The following is a 20,749-nucleotide window of genomic DNA, read 5'->3' on the forward strand; positions in this document are numbered from 1 at the left end:
TAATGTAAAATCAATACCACCTAAAGACGTTAAAATTGAAAATCAATTACAGATTGTTATCAACTCTCAGTTTAAACTATTTTTAAGATCAAAAGATATTGTTCCATTTGACTTTAATAAAGTTGAAATTATCAAAAAACCTGACGGTATTATTATTAATAACGATACTCCCTATCATTTATCAGTTAGGGATATATTGGTAGACGGGAAAAACATCCAAGGCGGTGATCTCGTTTACCCTCATACAAAAGAATACATTGTTAAACACAGCATAAATAATAATCAAAAAGTTGTTGTTAAATTTATTAATGACTATGGCGCGATTATTGATAAAACATCTAAATAAGAGTATAAAAAATGTCTGCCTCATGTTTTAAAAATAAAAGTTTATACCACTCAAAAGTTTTTATTGCAGTCAGTATTATATTATATTCTAACAATACTAAAGCAGATGATGTTTTTGACATTAATGCAATCAATACAGGGATTGAAAGCCACGTTGCGGATGTAAATAATTTAGATTATCTGTCATATTCGGGAGGGCAGCTACCCGGAACTTATCATGTCGCTATTTATATTAATAACAAATTTGTTGATGAACAAAATTTACGCTTTATCTTTGATAAGCAAAATAAAAAGCTTGTTCCTGAAATAGCAAAGAAGATGCTATTAAGCTGGGGGGTTAAAAATACCGCGAGCCAAGCTTTTAGCGATGCAAAAGATGATCAAGCAATCACTGATATCGCAGCGACTATACCCGGTGCGTTCTATAAATATGACTTTGGGAATGGCCGCCTTAATATCAGTATCCCTCAAATAGGGTTAGATAATTATAGCCGCGGTTACGTTGATCCTAAAGAGTGGGATGATGGTATTAATGCCGCCTTCGTAAATTATAATATCCGGCACAGCCAAAATTGGTATAAAGATCGTGACGATACCAATAACACATTTATTGGCTTACGCAGCGGTATTAATTTTGATGTGTGGCGATTGAGAAACCACAGTACTTATAGCCGGACTTCAGGGAAAACGGATTGGAATAATCTACAAACTTATGTGGAAAGGGATATTCGTCCATTAAAAAGTCACTTAACGATTGGTGAAACAGCATCGGATAACGGTGTTATGGAAAGTAACCCTTATCGAGGCGTAAAGCTAGCCTCCGATGAAAGTATGTTACCGCAAAGTCAACGTGGGTTTGCGCCGGTAGTTAAAGGCATTGCTCAAACGAATGCTGTTGTGACGATCCGCCAAAATGGTAGCGTGATTTATCAAACGACAGTACCACCCGGCGAGTTTGAAATAAATGACCTTTATCCTACGTCATATAGTGGTGATTTGGATGTACAAATAGAAGAAGCAAATGGAACGATCCGTTCGTTTATTCAACCTTTTTCTGCCGTTCCTATGATGCAGCGAGCGGGATCATTAAAATACAGCATTGATATTGGTAAATACAATGTTGATAACGCGCTTCGGAAACCTAATTTTGCGCAAGCCTCTGCTATTTATGGTTTGCCTTATAACTTGTCGGTTTATGGTGGTTTTATTTTATCAAAGGACTACCAAGCTTATACCGCAGGGACAGGGATCAACTTGGGGAGTATTGGGGCAATTTCAGCCGATGTGACTCAATCTAAAACAGAACTACTTGATAAAACGAATGCGCAAGGTCAGTCCTATCGAGTGCAATATTCGAAATATATGCCAGGAACAGGTACGTCATTTTCTCTTGCATCTTATCGCTATTCGACAAAAGAATATTACGATTTTTCTGCATCAAATAATGACCCTTATGAGAGCGGAAGAAAGAAACAGCAGTTCCAAGCTTCTATTTCTCAGTCATTAAAAGATATTGGTTATTTATCCATTAATGGTTATCAACAATATTATTGGGATAGAAGCGGCGTCGATAAAAATTTAACCGTAGGCTTTAACTCTAATTATCGACAAATAAACTATGGTATTTCTTACTCTTATACTAAGCAGGAACATACTAATAGTAAAAACGAAATGTTATCTATCAATTTTAGTGTTCCATTTACGCTTGGACAAAAAAATAACTGGGTCAATTATCGTTACAATACTAGCCAGAATGGTGATTCGATTAGTTCGGTCAGTGTGAGTGGTACACGTTTAGAAGATAACAATTTGCAATTTGATATCACGCAAAACTATAACCATAGCCGACATGAAAATAGCGGTTCGGTGAGTGGTAATTATATTGTTTCATCAGGAGAGTATAACGGGGGCTATAGTTATGACCCACGTTATCAGTCCGCTAATATCGGGGCAACTGGCGCGTTACTATTACACTCTGGTGGTATCACCCCAGCTCGAGCGATTTATGACTCTGCGGTTTTAGTCAAAGCCAATGATATTAATGACCTGAAAGTCAATAATGCGCAGTCGCTTTATACTAACTCTTGGGGATATGCTGTTGTACCGAGTGCTACACGTTATGAAAGGAATAAGATCAGCGTTGACCCTTCAACATTAACAGGAAATAACGATGTTGGGTTAAGCACGACAACAGTTGTACCAACTCGTGGTGCTATCGTATTAGCCGACTTTAAAGGTAAACGTGGTGCGAGAGTCATGCTTAAATTAACTCACCATGATCAACTCATTCCATTTGGAGCACAAGTGTCTGTTTTAGTTGATAAAGAAGAAGTTACAACAGGTATTGTCGCTAATGATGGTGAAGTCTATTTAAGTGGTGTACCTGAACAGAGTCGTATTGTTGTCAAATGGGGAAGTCATGCGGATCAGCAGTGTGAACTGCCACTTCAGCTTGATTTAAGTAACGACAAAATTCAATTTATTGAGCGAATTTGCCAATAGGAGCAGACATGAATAAATTATTTTTAATTGGGGGTATTTCGACGCTTCTATTTTCACAATCCGCTTTAGCCGAATTTAGAGCATTATTTAATGAATTATCTCATACAGTGAATGAACCTATTTATGTTTCAAGAACAGCACCAATTGGATCAGAAGTCGGAACTATTGATTTAGGAAGCTATACCGCTTGGAGTTGGAGTAACATAACAGACGAAGTTCAAGTGGGAATTTATTTACCTGAAACGTATGGCAGTAAACAATATTATAATAACAGATACATTAAAGAAATTAATAATTCTGGTGTGGGCTATGCGCTACATGGGACAGTGTCAACACCTTGCACAGGTAGTGCTTATGTTGATGGAATTAATACCATTGATGGAAATAATGCGAATAGGATGATCTGTAGCACTACCCAGAGTTCAGGTGTGTATACCGTTTCTTTAAAACTTGTTTTTTATAAGCTCAAAGATAACGTAAAAACGCAAGTACTACCTGCTAGCCGAGCGGCGATGTTAATTATTTATAATAATGGATTTCAAACATCGGATAGCTACGGTAATATGGAGCCTAAGGTTAGTATAGGGCCGGTTAATATTATTTCGACAGGTTGTGAAGTGCTGAATAAAAATATTCTTGTGCCTTTTAATAAGATTGATAAATCGAGTTTTTCAGGGGTAGGGAGTGTTAGCCCAAATAGGGTGAAAGATTTTCAAATCAACCTTAGTTGTGACCCCGTGTCACCCATAAAAATCACCTTTACTGGAACACCTGTCAATAATAGTATGACACCCGGAACAATCGCATTAAATAATCCAACAGACGTCAATACTGCGAAAGGGTATGGTATACAAGTTAAGTATAAAAATGACCCCATTAAAATAAATCAAATGATGACGATCGAAGAAAAAAATGTATCGTCGGAAAATTATAGTATTCCATTACAAGCAGCGTATATTCAAACTTCGAATGATACACAAGCTGGCCAAGCTAATGGAACGTTACAGTTTAATTTGCAATATCATTGATTCCCAGAAAAATCGGACAGATTAAACGGTAACTATTCAATATAAATTATGATGAGCACAATATTTATTACAATGTTGTGCTTATTTTTATTTTAGTGATGCCAAAGACGAACGTAGGAGAACTTGGTGGCATTGGACCGAATGGATTGGCATTTACTGAATTTTATTATTCAACAGAGAATGGGAGCTATTTTGATGACTATCATCGTGTTTTAGCACAAGCATTGCCATCAGTATACCATGTTGAAAATTCTTGGGAAAACTATGACAAAATAGCTTCGGTGATTGCTGCTGTATTTAATAATTGGAAAATGACTCACTCTAAATAAGCATACAGCATTATCTATATCGATTGAAAAAGGGAGCAAATGCTCCCTTTACACCAATATTGATTTATTCGACTTCCAAAATACGGCAAGTATTCGTACTACCAATTGTGCCCATCAAGTCACCTTGAGTAACGAGAACGAGATCTCCAGTCATTAAATAACCATTATCACGTAGGCGTGTGATAGCTTCATTCGCAGCCGCAATACCATCGGTGTGAGTGCTACAGAAAACAGGTGTAACACCACGGTACAGTGAAGACTGATTGAGTGTTTTTTCATGGCGCGACATAGCGAAAATAGGTAAGCCAGAACTGATACGTGACATCATACGAGCAGTACGGCCTGATTCAGTCATCGCGATAATGGCTTTGACCCCTTTCAGGTGGTTAGCAGCGTACATCGTTGACATCGCGATAGCTTCTTCAGGTGAATCAAACTCGGCATCTAAGCGGTGCTTGGAGACATTCAGTCCAGGCATTTTTTCAGCCCCTAAACAGACTTGTGCCATGGCAGCAACAGTTTCAGCTGGGTATTGCCCCGCAGCGGTTTCTGCTGATAGCATAACGGCGTCTGTACCATCTAGAACGGCGTTAGCGACATCCATCACTTCAGCACGAGTCGGCATTGGATTTGTGATCATTGACTCCATCATTTGAGTTGCGGTGATCACTACTCGGTTGAGCTGACGTGAACGGCGGATCAGTTTCTTTTGTACCGCAACTAATTCTGGGTCACCGATTTCAACGCCTAAATCACCGCGAGCAACCATGACAACATCCGATGCAAGGATAACTTCATCCATAATTTCATCGGTTGCCACAGCTTCAGCGCGCTCTACTTTCGCGACGATTTGGCATTCACAGCCTGCATCACGAGCCAAACGGCGCGCATAATTTAAATCTTCGCCTGAACGAGGGAAGGAAACGGCAAGGTAATCGACACCGATTTTAGCGGCGGTGATGATATCTTCTTTGTCTTTATCGGTTAGTGCTTCAGCCGATAAACCACCACCAAGTTTGTTGATGCCTTTATTATTGGAGAGTTGACCGCCAACGGTTACTTCAGTGAAAACTTGTAAGCCTTGGACTTCACGGACTTTCAGTTGTACACGACCATCATCAAGCAATAAAATGTCACCAGGTACAACATCAGCAGGTAAACCTTTATAATCAATACCCACTTTTTGTTGGTCACCTTCACCTTTGCCGAGAGTGGCATCAAGGATAAATTTATCACCAACATTCAAGAATACTTTGCCATCTTTAAACGTAGAAACACGTATTTTAGGGCCTTGTAAATCGCCAAGGATCGCAACATGGCGACCTAAACGAGCTGCGATTTCACGCACTTTGTTAGCACGAAGAATATGGTCTTCTGGAGTTCCGTGAGAGAAGTTTAGGCGTACAACGTTGGCGCCGGCGTTAATAATCTTTTCAAGGTTATTATCACGATCGGTAGCTGGACCTAGGGTAGTAACAATTTTAGTTCTTCTAAGCCGTCTAGTCATGTATTACTCCGTTGACCTGTAATGGTGTTGATTTATTGAGTGAAATCTTTTCATACTTCAAGCGGTATGTAGTGCTCGTGGCGTAAGCCCCTATCATATTATGTCGACATACAACTTGAATCATTTAGCGTATTTTCGAGACCTTTTTACGACAAGTCGTCATGCTGACACGAGCACAGCTATTATATACTGCTAATTCGTTTATGCTATCAGGTCTGTAAAACTATTAAAGCCCACAGCAAGAAAAGAATACTTTTTAACGTTTACACACTATCAAACCGCGAATCACGTAATGCTTCTTTGACCCGTTTCAAGTTATCTCTAAATTTTTCACCTCTTCTTAAGGTAAAACCCGTTGTGAGGACATCGATCACTGTGAGTTGAGCAAGTCTTGAGACCATTGGCATATAGACGTCGGTATCCTCTGGTACATCAATAATAATTGAAAGGGTAGCGACTTGAGACAATGGAGAGTTTTCTGAGGTGATGGCAATCACAGTGGCATCGTTATCACGGGCTAGGCGAGCCATATCAACTAAGGCTTTCGTTCTTCCTGTATGCGAGATTAAAACGATAACATCCCCCTCAGTACTATTTATACAACTCATTCGTTGCATGACAATATCATCGAAATAAATGACGGGAATATTAAAACGGAAAAATTTATTCATCGCATCATGTGCTACAGCCGCCGATGCGCCAAAGCCAAAAAAGCTGATTTTTCTTGCTTGAGTGAGAAGGTCAACCGCACGATTAACGGCCGCAATGTCTAAAGTATGTTTGACATTATCTAAACCCGCCATTGCTGATTCGAAAATTTTATGGGTATAGGTGTTAACCGTATCATTCTCTTCAATATTTCGGTTCACGTAAGGGGTGCCGTTAGCGAGGTTTTGCGCCAATCGAAGTTTAAAGTCAGGAAACCCTTTGGTATCCATTTTACGGCAAAACCGGTTAACGGTGGGTTCACTCACATCAGCAAGTTGAGCAAGGCTCGCAATGCTAAGATGAATAGCTCGCTGTGGCATACCTAAAATCACTTCGGCAACTTTCTTTTCTGATTTACTTAAATAATCGAGGCTGTTCTTCATTTGTTCTAAAATATTCATATAACGAAAGTGCCTATTTCATCAAAAGGAGAAATTTTTCTGCCATAAAGATACGCTGTATTTTATTAATATCGTTTTGAAGGCAGTGTGTATATAAAAGGAATATACTATGGGTAATGGCTAACCTATCTGAATGAGAGGCGTTTGTGATGTAATTTTTTACAAAACTATGAGCTGTATCTAATTTTCATATCAGTAAGTTCGTTAGCTGTTTTGTCATTTTATTACAAATGCTGTCACCATTCAGTTAACATGACATGGTTTAGGTTTGCTGCTTTTTTCAGCATAAAAACTGTGATCTGTATCATCAATATTTACTGAATACCCTCAAAAGGGTACATTAGCGGAACATCTGGCTAATTTTGTAACAAAATTACAATAAATTCCGCAAATTGAGGAGAACCAATATGGCGGTAAATAATGCTGCTCAAGCCTGTGACTTGATTATTTTCGGCACCAAAGGAGACCTCGCTCGTCGTAAGTTGCTTCCATCCCTTTATCAGTTGGAGAAAGCAGGCTACATTCACCCAGACACCCGTATCATCGGTGTAGGGCGTGCGCAGTGGAGCCAGAGCGATTATGTTGAGTTTGTTGAAAAGGCGTTCAGCGAATTTTTAAAAGAAGATCTCGACCCAGTACTTTGGGAGAGGCTCAGTGCGCGTTTAGATTTCTGCAATTTGGATGTTAATCAAACCGAAAATTTCGATAGCTTGGCACAAATGTTGAAGCAAGACTGCCATCCCGCTATCCACTATTTTGCTATGCCGCCGAGCACTTTTGGGGCAGTTTGCCATGGACTTGGACATGCAGGTTTAAATAAACAGCCTAACCGTGTTGTGATGGAAAAACCGTTAGGTACAGATTTAGCGTCTTCTCAAGAAATCAACAATGAAGTAGCGAAATATTTTGATGAAAGTCAGGTCTATCGTATCGACCATTACCTCGGTAAAGAAACGGTACTTAACCTGCTGGCTCTACGTTTTGCTAACTCATTATTTATCAACAACTGGGATAATCGCACCATTGACCATGTGCAGATCACCGTTGCAGAAGAAGTGGGTATAGAAGGGCGCTGGGGGTATTTTGATCAGGCAGGTCAAATGCGCGATATGGTGCAAAACCACCTATTACAAATTCTCACCATGATCGCGATGTCGCCACCTGCTGATCTCACCACTGACCGGATCCGTGATGAAAAAGTGAAAGTGTTACGTTCATTACGTCGAATTGACCACACTAATGTCAGAGAAAAAGCGGTTCGCGGGCAGTATACTGCGGGCTTTGTTCAAGGTAATAAGGTCCCCGGTTATCTTGAAGAAGAAGGCGCTAATAAACAAAGTATGACAGAAACCTTTGTTGCGCTACGCGTTGACATCGATGATTGGCGCTGGGCGGGAGTACCTTTTTATTTACGCACAGGTAAGCGTTTACCTGCTAAGTGCTCTGAAGTTGTTGTTTATTTTAAAAAGCCAGCACTGAATATTTTCTCTGAAAGTTATCAGGAATTACCGCAAAACAAGCTCACTATTCGTCTGCAACCGGATGAAGGGATTGATATTGAGATCATGAATAAGGCACCGGGCCTTGATCACAAACATCGCTTGCAAACCACTAAGCTGGACTTGAGTTTCTCAGAAACCTTTAATCAAACACACCTTGCGGATGCTTATGAGCGCTTATTGCTTGAAGCAATGCGCGGTATTCAAGCGCTGTTCGTACGCCGTGATGAGGTTGAAGAGGCTTGGAAGTTTGTTGATTCCATTATGGATGCGTGGGCTATGGATAATGAAGCCCCTAAACCATACCAAGCGGGTACTTGGGGGCCTATCGCATCGGTTGCGATGATCACTCGTGATGGGCGTTCTTGGAACGAATTTGAATAAACTATAGTTGATTTATCTCGTAGGCCAGCTTGCTCTAGAAGGAAGCTGGCCTTATTTTTATCCATGGTGCGAGAGCATCTTACAGCACTAACTCACTTCTTCCTGTCGCCGCCATATGAATAATACCTTGCTCTATCCGTAAACAAGCCATTTTAGCCGCATCGGGAACAGACAGCCCCGCGAGTAATTGAGCTGTTAACTCTGCACCAAATAGATCGCCGGTGCCTTTTGGCGTGACAGGGTAACGTTTATGGCGAATAACCGCGACATCCTGTTTGGTGACACACACGACCTCAATACTTTCATCATCGGGTTGGAATGCACTGGTAATGATCACCCATTGTGTATGGCCTTTTAGTAATGAACGAGCAGCTTGAGTTGCATCATCAAGGGTCTTTATCTGTTGACCACTTAGTGTCGCGAGTTCAAATTTATTGGGGATGATACCTGTTGCAAGCGGCAATACTTCATCGCGATACACATCGGCAATTTCTGGGGGAATATAAAAACCGCTATCTTCATCCCCCATAACAGGATCGACAATGACAGGTATAGAAGGGTATGACTGACGTACACTTGATAACCATTGTGCAAGATCATGGGCTTTATCTCTAGAGCCTAAATATCCCGTTAGGATCGCACGTACACTGCCAAGGCAATCGCGCTCAACTAATCCAGACAGATAGCCTCGAAACCATTCACCCGGTAATTCGCCGCCGTGACATGTCACATAATGGGGGGTATTGCTTAAAATCACTGTCGGTACAGCAGCGACCCTTAGCCCTTGCTTCATCAGTGCCGGAACCGCAATACTGTTACCGACACTGCCGTAAATAACTTGCGACTGGATGGAGATGACATCATAAGGCAGCGGCGTGGCATTTGCATCGTTTTGAAAACTGTTAGAGGTGAGGTTAAAGGTGTCCATTTATCTCTCTTTCGGCCAAAATTAAGCAGTTAGCTAATATAAGATGCCTGTTTGCCGTTGAAGTCAATCATAAACAATGGATAGGACTACGTAATAAAAGAAAACAATGAAAAATTTATTTTTTTCAATAAAAAGTATGGTTATCTAGTGAGAAGTTTGTGGTTGATTATTCGTTTCACTTGAGAATAGGTCAAGGTTAGTTGATTATTTCTTGCATAATTATGCAAGAAATATTCATTTAAAAAAGCTTTTTATATTCATTGACTTAATATTTTTGGCATGATAAAAATAACCTGTAATCAACAATTATATGAGGGTTCGGAGTAACTTGGATGGATGTCCATCCGATGAAATGAATGAGATATCATGCTTAGCGTGAATAGCATTAAAATCAGTAAGTCCCAAAGAAGAACTACCCATCGGCTTTTCCTTTCAGCGATCCTTTCCAGTGAACACCACTGGTGCGGTGCATTATAGCGTCTCTCTCTATTATTCATTTTGCTGAATAAAATCAGCATCACTTTGATATTTATTTGTTTTTTATAATTGCACAAAATTTTTCTTAGCCGAAAAGTTTGCTATTTCTGTATGAAAAATAAGCAGTCGTGCGATTATCCATAGAGAGATTATATAATGATATATTGGATATTTTTAGCATTAGCTATCATTACCGAAGTGATCGGTACATTATCGATGAAACACGCCAGCGTGAGTGGTGATTTTACTGGGATGGCAGTAATGTATGTCATGATTGCATCTTCTTACATTTTGCTGGCTGTTGCTGTGAAAAAAGTTGCCCTTGGGGTTGCATACGCCTTATGGGAAGGGATCGGTATTCTATTTATCACGACGTTTAGTGTGTTGTGGTTTGGCGAGTCGCTTTCCCCTATGAAAATTGGTGGCTTAGTATTGTTAATCGCAGGAATTGGGTTAATTAAATCAGGTACTAAAAAATCGACCGTCACTCAGTCTGCTCAAAAAGTGAAAGAAGCGGCGGGGCGTGCGGTCTCTGCGGTTAAATCAGGTGGTTTGGCACAAGAACGTGCTAAAACGGAGGCCTGATTATGGACGTCCAATTTGAATGGTGGCACGGCGCATTTTTAGTTCTTGCTGTGGTACTGGAAATTCTTGCAAACATCCTCTTAAAAATGTCGAACGGCTTTAAACGTTACTGGTTAGGCATTTTATCTTTAGTGGCAGTATTAGGCGCATTTAGCTCGTTGGCTCAAGCAGTCAAAGGTATCGAATTGTCGATTGCTTATGCGTTGTGGGGCGCTTTTGGTATTATTGCGACGGTAGCCGCGGGGTGGATCCTTTTCAATCAGCGGCTAAATTATAAAGGTTGGGGAGGTATCGTCCTGTTATTGTTGGGGATGGTGCTTATTAAAATGTCTTAAAAAATAGAGCGCCAATTGATGATTGGCGCTCTATTTTTTTATGATAAATCGTTTGCTAGGTGTCGTTATTCAATAGCGGCAACAATTTTGATTTCGACTTTATATTCCGGTTTCATCAGCGCCGCTTGTACAGTACAACGAACCGGTGCGCTGCCTTCAACAACCCAAGCATCCCATGCTTGATTCATTCCCGCAAAATCGGCTTTGTCAGCAAGGAAAATCGTTGCATCAAGGATTTTACTTTTGTCAGAACCCACGCGTTGTAAAAGAATATCAATCGCTGAAAGGGTATTCGCTGTTTGAGCAATAATATCAGCATCTAAGTTATCCGGTACACTGGTGTAGTAGACAACATTGTTGTGAATAACCGCTTCAGACCAACGTTTGTCAGGGTCAATTCTTTCAATCGTCATCATTATTCCTTAGTTCATTTCATTAGTGAGTCTTTTTAAGGATAACAGCTTGCTTTATTGATGAAAAATCCTTTCTATGACGATTGGATGATTTAGCTCAGCAGGCAACATCAAGACATGATAAAGTAGACGCCTTCAAAGAGAACAATAAATAGGTTTGCGGTGCACGACGATTTTTCTTCTAATGGCTTTTTGGCGAGAACAATCCCAGGTTTTCAACCACGAGCAGCCCAAGTCAAAATGTCACATGCTGTCACGGAGGCAATTGAAAAACAGCATGTGCTAGTGGCTGAAGCGGGAACAGGAACAGGCAAAACATACGCTTATTTGGTGCCCGCCTTACGTTCGGGTAAAAAAGTGATTGTTTCGACTGGATCGAAAGCGTTACAAGATCAGCTTTATCACCGTGACTTACCCACGATTATAGACGCGATGAAATTTAATGGGCGGACAGCGTTATTAAAAGGCCGCTCAAATTATCTTTGCTTAGAGCGTTTAGATCAGCAGTCATTAGGCGGGGGTAGCCTTGAGCCAGAAATATTGTCTGCCGTTGTCCGCTTACGCAACTGGTCCATTGAATCGGAGTCTGGGGATATCAGCACTTGTCACGATATCGCGGAAGATCATCCCGTTTGGCCATTAGTCACCAGCACTAATGACAACTGTCTCGGCAGTGATTGCCCTCGTTATCAAGAATGCTTTGTATTAAAAGCGCGCCGCAAAGCATTAGATGCTGACATTATCGTTGTTAACCATCATCTCTTTATGGCTGATCGTGTTGTTAAAGATACGGGGTTTGGGGAGTTAATGCCACAAGCTGATGTGATGATTTTTGATGAAGCGCATCAAATCCCCGATATTGCTAGCCAATATTTCGGTCAACAACTCAGTAGCCGCCAGCTTCTTGATCTCGCACGTGATATGGTTATGGCCTATCGCACAGAGCTAAAAGATCTGGTTCAGCTACAAAAAAGTGCAGATAGGCTAACCCAAAGCACATTGGATTTTCGCTTAAATTTAGGTGAGAGCAGCTTTCGTGGTAATTTGCGTGATCTATTGAAAAGCCCTGTGGTGCAGCGCGCGTTGACATTACTCGATGATTCTCTCGAGTTATGTTATGAAGTGATCAAGACATCATTAGGGCGTTCGCAAACATTAGATTCCGTTTTTGAACGGGTGACTCTCTACCGTAATCGTTTGAATCGGCTAAAAGATGTCACAATTCCAGGTTATAGCTATTGGTTTGAAAGCTATGGCCGGCATTTTTTATTAGCGATAACACCACTGACGGTTGCGGAAAAATTCAGTGAAATGGTCTCCAGTACGCCAGCAAGTTGGGTATTCACATCGGCAACGTTATCCGTTAATGAACAACTCAATTACTTTACCGATAGATTGGGTTTAACGTCAGCGAAAACCTTGCTATTGGCGAGCCCTTTTGATTATCAAAGCCAAACTTTACTCTGTGTGCCACGTTTTTTACCGGAAACAAACCAAAAAGGGGTGGCACAAAAACTTGCGAATATGTTGCGACCACTGATTATAAAAAACCAAGGGCGCTGCTTTTTCTTGTGTACATCACATATGATGATGCGTGAATTAGCCGAAGAGCTGAGAACAACACTCGTGTTACCTGTGCTTATGCAAGGCGAAAGCAGTAAAAATAAGTTACTTGCCCAATTTATTGCGGCGGGAAATGCAGTGCTTGTTGCAACGAGTAGCTTTTGGGAAGGGGTAGATGTCAGAGGGGATGAACTGACATGTGTGATTATCGACAAATTACCGTTTACAGCCCCTGATGACCCATTATTACGGGCGCGTATTGAGGATTGCCAATTAAGAGGCGGTGACCCATTTGCGGATGTTCAAATTCCTGATGCGGTGATCACCTTAAAGCAAGGTGTTGGGCGTTTGATCCGTGATACCAGTGATTACGGCGTTATTGTGATTTGCGATAACCGTTTAGTAACACGTCCATATGGTAAGGTTTTTTTGAATAGTTTACCGCCGTCACCAAGAACTCGCAGTTTATCTAAAGCAATTGAGTTTCTTGAGAAAAAACGAATAGAACATAATAATAGCAATTAAACCAAGGTCATAAGCGGTTTTTTCTGCTATTTCATTTTGAGTTTATGCTACTATAAACGTCATTTTCAGGTCACTGTACAGGTACAGTGGCATCAAATCTAATCATTTGCCGGAGTTGTGGCATGTCGAGCCGTATTCTTGCTGTTGATACAGCAACAGAAGCATGTTCAGTCGCATTGTTATGCGATGGAGAAATTATTTCGCGTTTTGCCGTTTCGCCTCGAGAGCATACACAAAAAGTGTTGCCAATGGTGGACGAGGTATTATCTCAAGCGGGGGTCACTTTAAACCAATTGGATGCGTTAGCGTTTGGTCGTGGACCGGGGAGTTTTACGGGCGTTCGCATCGGGGTCGGTATCGCCCAAGGGTTAGCACTCGGCGCCAATTTACCGATGATCGGTGTTTCATCATTGATGACACTGGCAGAAGGGGCATATCGAACGCAAGGACATGAGCAGGTTTTGACGGCGATTGATGCGCGCATGACAGAGGTATATTGCGCTCAATATCAGCGTACAGCAGAGGGCATATGGCTCGGTGAGGATACCGAAGCTGTTATGGCGCCGGAGCTATTTAGAGATTCAATCGCTCAGTTGGCAGGGCAATGGAGCCTAGCAGGAACAGGTTGGCAAGCTTATCCGCAATTAAAAGACAGCGCGCTTTCGTTGATTGAAAGTGGGATCACATTGCCAGCGGCACAAGATATGTTACCGATTGCTGAACGTTTATGGCGTGCGGGTCAGGTACAAGCCGTCGAAAACGTTGAACCAACATATTTACGTAACGAAGTGACGTGGAAAAAACTGCCGGGTCGTGAATAGGTATATTTTTTAGATTGGCTATGCTTATTTTATTGTTAAGTTAGGCATAGCCAAGTTCTGTTTTACGCTTTTTTCCTACCAATATTTACTGTCTTAAATGGATGTTTTTTTTAATTCGATGATTGAAATTAGCATCGAGACTCATCAAGCCTTATTTTATCAGTCTATAATTGAATTATTCGTGTATTTATCTCTCAAAGTATTGAACATATCGTGTTATGTTAGTTGATATTAATGTTAATCCTTGCCGTCTGAATTTATAATTAAAGCTAAATGGAGGTGGTATATGGGTATAAAAATTAACAGCCGTTCGACATTTAATGCGGTTTTATTTGTCGGCATATTAACGTTAACGGGGTGTGTGTCGATCCCAGCCTCAATTCAAGGCTCGTCACCTAATCCAGCGGTTAACTTATCGTCAGTACAAAATGCGCCTGAAATGTATATTGGGCAGGAAGGGCGTTTTGGTGGGAAAGTAATCTCTGTTTTTAATCAGCCTAATAAAACGCGATTAGAAATTGCCGTGATCCCACTGAATAAATATGATGCAGCACCAGAATTAAATACGGCATCAACTGGTCGTATTTATGCCTTTGTTAATGGGTTCCTTGATCCTGCTGACTATAATGGTCGTTACATCACAGTGGTGGGTAAAATTACCGGAGAGCAGCCTGGTAAAATTGGTGATATCCCCTATAAGTATGTCACGCTAGACGTAACAGGTTACCAACGTTGGAATTTAGCGCAAAGTGTAATTTTGCCGCCAGCAGGCCCATGGGGTTATGGGTATTACGGAAACCCTTATTACTATAACTATCCTTGGGGTTACGGATATGGCTATGGTTATGGCTATCCGGGGGGCGTTGCTCCAGTACAAACCTATTTAACCGAATAAAATGAGAAGTGAAAGGCTATTTATTCGGCAATGAGCTTAGTCAGTTTATTTATTAGGTTTATACGTGGGAAATATGTTAATTTTTCCAAAAATGATTCAAAAAAGTGTATTATTATGATATCTACACCAGATATCGTTCTGGAATAACATACTAAAACGAAATAGGCGGAATAGTCCGCCTATTTTTGTTTCGAAGGAATGAAATTTATTTAGTGATAGACCTCTCAACCTTAGCACAGGGTATTTTTCAAACTGGTACGCTGAGTTAATAATTTGTTAAAAGAGTGTTTGAGTTATATTACTATACTAAAATTCAGGAGTCATACTTTGGAAAAAATCTGGCTGAAAAATTACCCAAGCGATGTGCCGGAAGAGATCGATCCTGATCGCTTTGCTTCTTTAGCAGAGTTACTTGAAAATTCGGTTTCGCAATATGCTGACCAACCTGCATTCATCAACATGGGTGCGGTGATGACTTATCGCAAGTTAGAAGAGAGAAGTCGTGCTTTTGCCGCTTACCTACAAAATGGGTTAGGGTTAAAAAAAGGCGACCGCGTCGCGTTGATGATGCCTAACTTGCTGCAATACCCGATAGCTCTATTTGGCGTTTTGCGCGCGGGTATGGTTGTCGTCAATGTTAACCCACTTTATACCCCAAGGGAGCTAGAGCACCAGTTAAATGATAGTGGTGCAACGGCCATTGTCATTGTGTCTAACTTTGCTCATACCCTTGAAAAAGTGGTGTTTAATACCAAGGTTAAGCACGTTATTTTAACTCGGATGGGGGATCAACTCTCTCGTCCGAAAGCGACATTAGTGGATTTTGTCGTCAAGTATGTTAAACGGTTGGTGCCTAAATACCATTTACCAGATGCTATCTCTTTCCGACGTGCGATGCATTACGGTTATCGCATGCAATATATCAAGCCAAAGATCAATGGCGATGACCTTGCGTTCCTTCAGTATACCGGAGGGACGACAGGGGTAGCGAAAGGGGCAATGCTAACGCACCGTAATATGTTAGCGAATATCGAGCAAGCTCGAGCGGCTTATGGTCCGGTATTAAAAATAGGTTCAGAATTTGTTGTTACGGCACTACCGCTCTATCACGTCTTTGCTCTTATGGTAAATTGCTTCCTGTTTATTAATGTCGGGGGGGTGAACTTATTGATTACTAACCCTCGTGATGTGGCAGGTACCGTTAAAGAGCTAGCACGTTATCCGATCACTTCGATTACGGGTGTTAATACCTTATTCAATGCATGGTTACATAACGCAGAGTTTCAACAACTGGATTTTTCTAAACTCAGGTTGACGGTTGGTGGCGGGATGCCTGTTCAAAAAGTAGTTGCTGAAAAATGGCAAAAACTGACTGGGAAGCATTTATTAGAAGGGTATGGATTGACGGAATGTTCGCCACTTGTCACTGGAAACCCGTATAATCTGACGGCTTATAGTGGTAGTATCGGGTTACCGGTTCCATCAACAGAAATCAAGCTGGTTGATGATGATGGAAATGAGGTTGCACTTGGGGAACCAGGGGAAATGTGGGTGAAAGGTCCACAGGTGATGAAAGGGTATTGGAACCGCCCTGATTCAACCGCGGAAATTTTACATGATGGCTGGTTAGCGACGGGGGATATTGCTGAAATAGACAGTGAAGGTTATATCCGCATTGTCGATCGTAAAAAAGACATGATCATCGTTTCGGGCTTCAATGTCTATCCAAACGAAGTGGAAGATGTGATTTCATCTCATCCTGATGTCGTAGAGTGTGCCGCGATTGGTGTGCCGAGTACGAGTACAGGGGAGGCAGTTAAAGTCTTTGTTGTTAGTAGTAATCCTAATCTAACGTCAGATGATCTGAAAACATTTTGTCGCCGCTCATTAACCGCCTATAAAGTACCTAAGTTATTTGAGTTCCGAACCGAGCTACCAAAATCGAACGTTGGTAAAATATTGCGTAGGGAACTACGTGATGAAGAGAAACAGCAAAAAGATAAATCAACAGCGTAACGTTGTCATATCGGTTTGCACCCCTATGAGTAACGCCGGTTTTTACCGGCGTTACTGTGATGAGAATATAAAAAGAGAAATTTGTTTTGAATTATCGTTTAGTTACAACTGATAGCGAACTTGCACAGGTATGCCAGCAGGCGAGTGAAGCCGATTGGTTGGCATTGGATACCGAATTTGTCCGTACTCGAACTTACTATCCACAATTAGGTTTGCTACAGCTTTATGATGGAAAACAAGTTTCACTGATTGACCCGTTATCTATTAGCGACTTTTCACCGTTTAAAGCCTTACTGACAAATAAGAGCCTCACTAAGTTTTTACATGCCGGTAGTGAAGATCTTGAAGTGTTTTTGCATGATTTTGAGTGTGTGCCTGAACCGATGGTCGACACACAGGTTATTGCAGCCTTTTTGGGTTATCCAATCTCCTGTAGTTTCGCTTCTTTAGTTTCTGAATACTTAGGCATAGAGCTTGATAAGAGTGAATCTCGAACCGACTGGCTAGCGCGCCCATTAAGTGAAAAACAGTGCCAATATGCGACGGCAGACGTGCTTTATTTGCTGCCGCTAGCCAAGATCCTGATGCAGAAAGTGGAAGAGTCAGGCTACCTTTCTGCTGCGCTAGAAGAGTGCCAAAGAACGGTTGAACGCAGACAAAATGTGACTGATCCTGCATTAGCTTACCGTAATATCACCAGTGTTTGTCAGTTAAAGAATGAGCAATTGGCTTGCTTGCAAATGCTGGCGGAATGGCGGCTAAATCAAGCAAAAGCGCGTGATATGGCGATTAACTTTGTGGTTAAAGAGGAGCATCTTTGGAAAGTGGCGCGTTATTTACCCGGTTCATTAGGTGAATTAGACGCATTAGGGCTGACGGGGCAAGAGATCCGCTGTCATGGAAGGCGGTTACTCAGTATTGTTGAAAAAGCCAAACAAATGGATGAGAGTGAATATCCCCCCACAGTGGCGAATTTGAATGAGCAACCTCAATATAAAACGTTATTTAAAGAGATAAAGAGTGTTGTTAAAGAAATTGCAGAGCATGAGAAATTCAATGCGGAATTGCTTGCTTCAAGGCGACAAATAAACCAGTTGCTCTCGGTACATTGGGGGATCAAATCTATCCCTAATCAGCCTGAATTACTTGATGGTTGGCGAGGAAGAATGCTTGCTGAGCCAATTACAAAGCTCCTTCAACAAGCGCGTTAATGGCCTATTTTCACTCCTAGGTTTGCTAGGAGTGAAATGTTAACCTTTTGCCTAGTGAATAGTGACGGCACTTAAGCGTTGAATAGCTCACCCACTCATTAATCAATCGATTTATTTACTGCACTGCTACGGTTTCGACAGAAAGTTAACTATCGGCAGAGGCGTATCGGAGAGTTGGGGGATTTTGTATTTCTTTTGGCAATAGACACCCAAACCACATAGAACAAATATTCATTCCATTGATGATTATTTAAATTCAATTGGTTGAACAAATAAAAAAGCAAGCCGCTATTTACAACTTAAAAACAACGGCTATTTGCTATGATTATTTTTCAGGAGCCTTGATTTCATCACCTTCCGGTAACGTAACGTTGAGTTCAAGTACTGAGATATCATCACCTTTTTGTTCGAATTGTACAGAAAGCATCTCAGGGTCAACTTGCACGTATTTACAAATAACCTGCAAAATATCTCTTTTCATATCAGCAAGATAAGGAGGTTCACTATCACCGCGGCGACGTTCTGCAACGATGATTTGCAATCGCTCTTTTGCGATATTTGCTGTCGACTTTTTTCTCGACAGAAAGAAATCCAATAAAGCCATTATTTACCCCCCAAATAGGCGTTTCAAGAAACCTTTTTTCTCTTCTTCAATGAATCGGATAGGGCGCTCTTCACCTAAAATACGGTCAACACAGTCACTGTATGCCTGACCTGCATCAGATTCTGCGTCTAAGATGACCGGTTCACCTTGGTTTGATGAACGTAGAACAGATTGGTCTTCAGGGATCACACCAATTAATGGAATACAAAGTATTTCCAGCACATCTTCCATGCTTAACATATCACCACGCGTCACACGACCCGGGTTATAGCGGGTTAATAATAAGTGCTCTTTGATAGGATCGAGCCCTTTTTCGGCGCGGCGTGATTTAGAGGCGAGAATACCCAAGATGCGGTCAGAGTCACGAACAGAAGAAACCTCAGGGTTCGTGGTGATGATCGCTTCATCTGCAAAGTAAAGTGCCATTAATGCACCACTTTCAATACCGGCTGGGGAGTCACATACGATAAAATCAAAAGACAAGTCATTACTTAATTCGTCGAGTATTTTTTCAACGCCTTCACGTGTCAGTGCGTCTTTGTCACGAGTTTGTGATGCTGGCAGAATATAAAGATTCTCGGTGCGTTTATCTTTAATCAGTGCCTGATTTAATGTGGCATCACCTTGAATGACGTTAACGAAGTCATACACTACTCGGCGTTCACATCCCATGATCAGGTCGAGGTTACGTAGACCGATATCAAAATCGATCACAACCGTTTTTTTCCCTCTTTGAGCTAGGCCTGTAGCTATGGCCGCGCTTGAAGTGGTTTTACCGACGCCACCTTTACCAGATGTAACAACAATTATGCGTGCCATGAATAATTCCTTGTAAATAAGGTCTAAATTAAGTTTTCAATATTTAATCTGTTGTCAACGAGACAAAGTTTCGCTGCTTTGCCGAGAAATTCAGACGGGATCTGATCACTCAGCCAATATTCACCTGCAATAGACACTAACTCTGCTTGCAAGTGGACACAAAAAATTTGGCTTTCCGTATCGCCAGAAGCACCTGCAAGTGCTCGGCCTCTCATTATGCCATATATATGAATATTACCATCTGCCAACAATTCTGCACCTGCACTCACATTACTTGTTACGATGAGATCACTATTTGGTGCATAAATTCGTTGGCCTGAACGAACAGGGGCATTAATAATTCGTGTTTTCCGGTAATTAAACTCAGGTTCGGCGGGAGTGGCTACCTCAACCGGTGTATGAACAGCCTTAGGTTGAGTATCAACGGCTTTTTGGCTTTTCCCCTCATTGAGAACCGGTAAGCCTGCATCATTGACTTTCTTACGTAGCAAAGGATCGGTACATCCGCTTATTCCGACAACCCTTAAGCCAACCGATATAATAGCTTTGTGAATACTGTATAAATCAGCATTTGTGGTTAAATCAGCAATGTTGATAACCACTGGCGCATTTTTAAGGAAGTCAGGAGCTTGACTAACCTTATCTTGTAGCGCTTTTTTGATGAGTTTGGGTTCTTCACTGTGTAAGTGAAGAACAGAAAGAGTAAAACTACTGCCTTTGAGTTCTATTGGCGACTGTGACATCTATCCGGGCTCAGCAAATTAAAATATCCGAAACAAACTTCGGGTGACGATATTCTGTAAAACAATAGCATGTTATAGTTACTACATTCTTCAAGCAAGCCAATGAACTAA

19 protein-coding genes are annotated in these 20,749 nt (G+C 41.3%); 12 read left to right on the forward strand and 7 right to left on the reverse strand.

All coding sequences use genetic code 11. From position 1 onward, the window contains the following. The 4 genes from PSE69_RS09315 to PSE69_RS09330 all read left to right on the forward strand — a co-directional run. The coding region (locus tag PSE69_RS09315; protein WP_442958717.1) for a fimbrial biogenesis chaperone at positions 1-346 on the forward strand (346 nt) is incomplete at its 5' end. A gap of 11 nt (positions 347-357) precedes the next feature. Further along, on the forward strand, positions 358-2,847 hold the full coding sequence (locus tag PSE69_RS09320; protein ID WP_040133097.1) for a fimbria/pilus outer membrane usher protein: 2,490 nt from the start codon (positions 358-360) through the stop codon (positions 2,845-2,847). Positions 2,848-2,855: 8 nt separating this feature from the next. Further along, complete coding sequence (locus PSE69_RS09325) at positions 2,856-3,875, forward strand: fimbrial protein (RefSeq protein ID WP_272675208.1); 1,020 nt, start codon at positions 2,856-2,858, stop codon at positions 3,873-3,875. Between the two features lie 98 nt (positions 3,876-3,973). Beyond that, the gene (locus PSE69_RS09330; RefSeq protein WP_036943896.1) at positions 3,974-4,204 is read left to right on the forward strand and encodes a DUF7832 domain-containing protein; all 231 of its coding nucleotides are present in this window, start codon (positions 3,974-3,976) and stop codon (positions 4,202-4,204) included. 64 nt (positions 4,205-4,268) lie between these two features. Here PSE69_RS09330 and pyk read toward each other — a convergent pair whose 3' ends face one another. Together pyk and PSE69_RS09340 are read right to left on the reverse strand one after the other, a co-directional pair. Next, positions 4,269-5,711 (reverse strand): pyruvate kinase, encoded by a 1,443-nt coding sequence (gene pyk / locus PSE69_RS09335; protein WP_004919488.1) that lies wholly within the window; start codon positions 5,709-5,711, stop codon positions 4,269-4,271. Positions 5,712-5,974: 263 nt separating this feature from the next. Then, positions 5,975-6,820, reverse strand: coding sequence for a MurR/RpiR family transcriptional regulator (locus PSE69_RS09340; RefSeq protein WP_072502242.1), 846 nt, complete (start codon positions 6,818-6,820; stop codon positions 5,975-5,977). A 407-nt stretch (positions 6,821-7,227) separates the two neighbouring features. On the opposite strand from PSE69_RS09340, the gene zwf reads away from it, so the two are divergent. Further along, complete coding sequence (zwf, locus tag PSE69_RS09345; protein ID WP_004919491.1) at positions 7,228-8,703, forward strand: glucose-6-phosphate dehydrogenase; 1,476 nt, start codon at positions 7,228-7,230, stop codon at positions 8,701-8,703. 79 nt (positions 8,704-8,782) lie between these two features. Here zwf and pdxK read toward each other — a convergent pair whose 3' ends face one another. Continuing rightward, a complete protein-coding gene (gene pdxK, locus PSE69_RS09350) occupies positions 8,783-9,631 on the reverse strand; it encodes a pyridoxine/pyridoxal/pyridoxamine kinase (RefSeq protein ID WP_004919494.1) in 849 nt (282 codons plus the stop codon). A 633-nt stretch (positions 9,632-10,264) separates the two neighbouring features. Between pdxK and mdtJ the strand changes: the two genes are divergently transcribed. Further along, positions 10,265-10,693: a multidrug/spermidine efflux SMR transporter subunit MdtJ gene (mdtJ, locus tag PSE69_RS09355; protein ID WP_004919496.1), complete on the forward strand. Its 429-nt coding sequence runs from the start codon at positions 10,265-10,267 to the stop codon at positions 10,691-10,693. 2 nt (positions 10,694-10,695) lie between these two features. Continuing rightward, a complete protein-coding gene (gene mdtI / locus PSE69_RS09360; RefSeq protein ID WP_004919498.1) occupies positions 10,696-11,028 on the forward strand; it encodes a multidrug/spermidine efflux SMR transporter subunit MdtI in 333 nt (110 codons plus the stop codon). A gap of 65 nt (positions 11,029-11,093) precedes the next feature. Here mdtI and PSE69_RS09365 read toward each other — a convergent pair whose 3' ends face one another. After that, complete coding sequence (locus tag PSE69_RS09365; RefSeq protein ID WP_014658300.1) at positions 11,094-11,441, reverse strand: RidA family protein; 348 nt, start codon at positions 11,439-11,441, stop codon at positions 11,094-11,096. A gap of 162 nt (positions 11,442-11,603) precedes the next feature. Here PSE69_RS09365 and PSE69_RS09370 point away from each other — a divergent pair, with 162 nt between their 5' ends. The 5 genes from PSE69_RS09370 to rnd all read left to right on the forward strand — a co-directional run bounded on the left by PSE69_RS09370 (position 11,604) and on the right by rnd (position 18,472). Continuing rightward, on the forward strand, positions 11,604-13,529 hold the full coding sequence (locus PSE69_RS09370; protein ID WP_272675209.1) for an ATP-dependent DNA helicase: 1,926 nt from the start codon (positions 11,604-11,606) through the stop codon (positions 13,527-13,529). Between the two features lie 122 nt (positions 13,530-13,651). Next, complete coding sequence (tsaB, locus tag PSE69_RS09375) at positions 13,652-14,350, forward strand: tRNA (adenosine(37)-N6)-threonylcarbamoyltransferase complex dimerization subunit type 1 TsaB (protein WP_004919503.1); 699 nt, start codon at positions 13,652-13,654, stop codon at positions 14,348-14,350. 286 nt (positions 14,351-14,636) lie between these two features. Further along, positions 14,637-15,245 carry a Slp family lipoprotein gene (locus PSE69_RS09380; protein ID WP_121875231.1) on the forward strand — a complete coding sequence of 203 codons (609 nt, stop codon included), beginning with the start codon at positions 14,637-14,639 and terminating at the stop codon, positions 15,243-15,245. A gap of 327 nt (positions 15,246-15,572) precedes the next feature. Beyond that, entirely contained in the window at positions 15,573-17,261 is a 1,689-nt protein-coding gene (gene fadD / locus PSE69_RS09385) for a long-chain-fatty-acid--CoA ligase FadD (RefSeq protein ID WP_004919508.1), read from the forward strand. Between the two features lie 86 nt (positions 17,262-17,347). Beyond that, positions 17,348-18,472, forward strand: a complete 1,125-nt coding sequence (gene rnd / locus PSE69_RS09390) for a ribonuclease D (RefSeq protein ID WP_272675210.1) — start codon at positions 17,348-17,350, stop codon at positions 18,470-18,472. Between the two features lie 325 nt (positions 18,473-18,797). Here the strand turns inward: rnd and minE are convergent, their stop codons facing one another. Genes minE through minC form a run of 3 tightly spaced genes read right to left on the reverse strand, consistent with a single transcriptional unit; the run spans position 18,798 to position 20,638 of the window. Then, positions 18,798-19,076 (reverse strand): cell division topological specificity factor MinE, encoded by a 279-nt coding sequence (gene minE, locus PSE69_RS09395; protein ID WP_004919515.1) that lies wholly within the window; start codon positions 19,074-19,076, stop codon positions 18,798-18,800. A 3-nt stretch (positions 19,077-19,079) separates the two neighbouring features. Further along, positions 19,080-19,895, reverse strand: a complete 816-nt coding sequence (minD, locus tag PSE69_RS09400) for a septum site-determining protein MinD (RefSeq protein WP_004919516.1) — start codon at positions 19,893-19,895, stop codon at positions 19,080-19,082. Between the two features lie 23 nt (positions 19,896-19,918). Then, on the reverse strand, positions 19,919-20,638 hold the full coding sequence (minC, locus tag PSE69_RS09405) for a septum site-determining protein MinC (RefSeq protein ID WP_004919519.1): 720 nt from the start codon (positions 20,636-20,638) through the stop codon (positions 19,919-19,921). Between the last annotated feature and the right edge of the window lie 111 nt (positions 20,639-20,749).

Origin of the sequence: Providencia sp. PROV122, assembly GCF_028482365.1 — a bacterium.
GTDB classification, from domain to species: Bacteria; Pseudomonadota; Gammaproteobacteria; order Enterobacterales; family Enterobacteriaceae; genus Providencia; species Providencia stuartii.

What these genes read in the sequence shown, in the direction of transcription:
- PSE69_RS09320 (WP_040133097.1), top strand. Translation starts at nt 358, where the DNA reads ATGTCTGCCTCATGTTTTAAAAATAAAAGTTTATACCACTCAAAAGTT.
- PSE69_RS09325 (WP_272675208.1), top strand. Translation starts at nt 2,856, where the DNA reads ATGAATAAATTATTTTTAATTGGGGGTATTTCGACGCTTCTATTTTCA.
- PSE69_RS09330 (WP_036943896.1), top strand. Translation starts at nt 3,974, where the DNA reads ATGCCAAAGACGAACGTAGGAGAACTTGGTGGCATTGGACCGAATGGA.
- pyk (WP_004919488.1), bottom strand. Translation starts at nt 5,711, where the DNA reads ATGACTAGACGGCTTAGAAGAACTAAAATTGTTACTACCCTAGGTCCA.
- PSE69_RS09340 (WP_072502242.1), bottom strand. Translation starts at nt 6,820, where the DNA reads ATGAATATTTTAGAACAAATGAAGAACAGCCTCGATTATTTAAGTAAA.
- zwf (WP_004919491.1), top strand. Translation starts at nt 7,228, where the DNA reads ATGGCGGTAAATAATGCTGCTCAAGCCTGTGACTTGATTATTTTCGGC.
- pdxK (WP_004919494.1), bottom strand. Translation starts at nt 9,631, where the DNA reads ATGGACACCTTTAACCTCACCTCTAACAGTTTTCAAAACGATGCAAAT.
- mdtJ (WP_004919496.1), top strand. Translation starts at nt 10,265, where the DNA reads ATGATATATTGGATATTTTTAGCATTAGCTATCATTACCGAAGTGATC.
- mdtI (WP_004919498.1), top strand. Translation starts at nt 10,696, where the DNA reads ATGGACGTCCAATTTGAATGGTGGCACGGCGCATTTTTAGTTCTTGCT.
- PSE69_RS09365 (WP_014658300.1), bottom strand. Translation starts at nt 11,441, where the DNA reads ATGACGATTGAAAGAATTGACCCTGACAAACGTTGGTCTGAAGCGGTT.
- tsaB (WP_004919503.1), top strand. Translation starts at nt 13,652, where the DNA reads ATGTCGAGCCGTATTCTTGCTGTTGATACAGCAACAGAAGCATGTTCA.
- PSE69_RS09380 (WP_121875231.1), top strand. Translation starts at nt 14,637, where the DNA reads ATGGGTATAAAAATTAACAGCCGTTCGACATTTAATGCGGTTTTATTT.
- minE (WP_004919515.1), bottom strand. Translation starts at nt 19,076, where the DNA reads ATGGCTTTATTGGATTTCTTTCTGTCGAGAAAAAAGTCGACAGCAAAT.
- minD (WP_004919516.1), bottom strand. Translation starts at nt 19,895, where the DNA reads ATGGCACGCATAATTGTTGTTACATCTGGTAAAGGTGGCGTCGGTAAA.
- minC (WP_004919519.1), bottom strand. Translation starts at nt 20,638, where the DNA reads ATGTCACAGTCGCCAATAGAACTCAAAGGCAGTAGTTTTACTCTTTCT.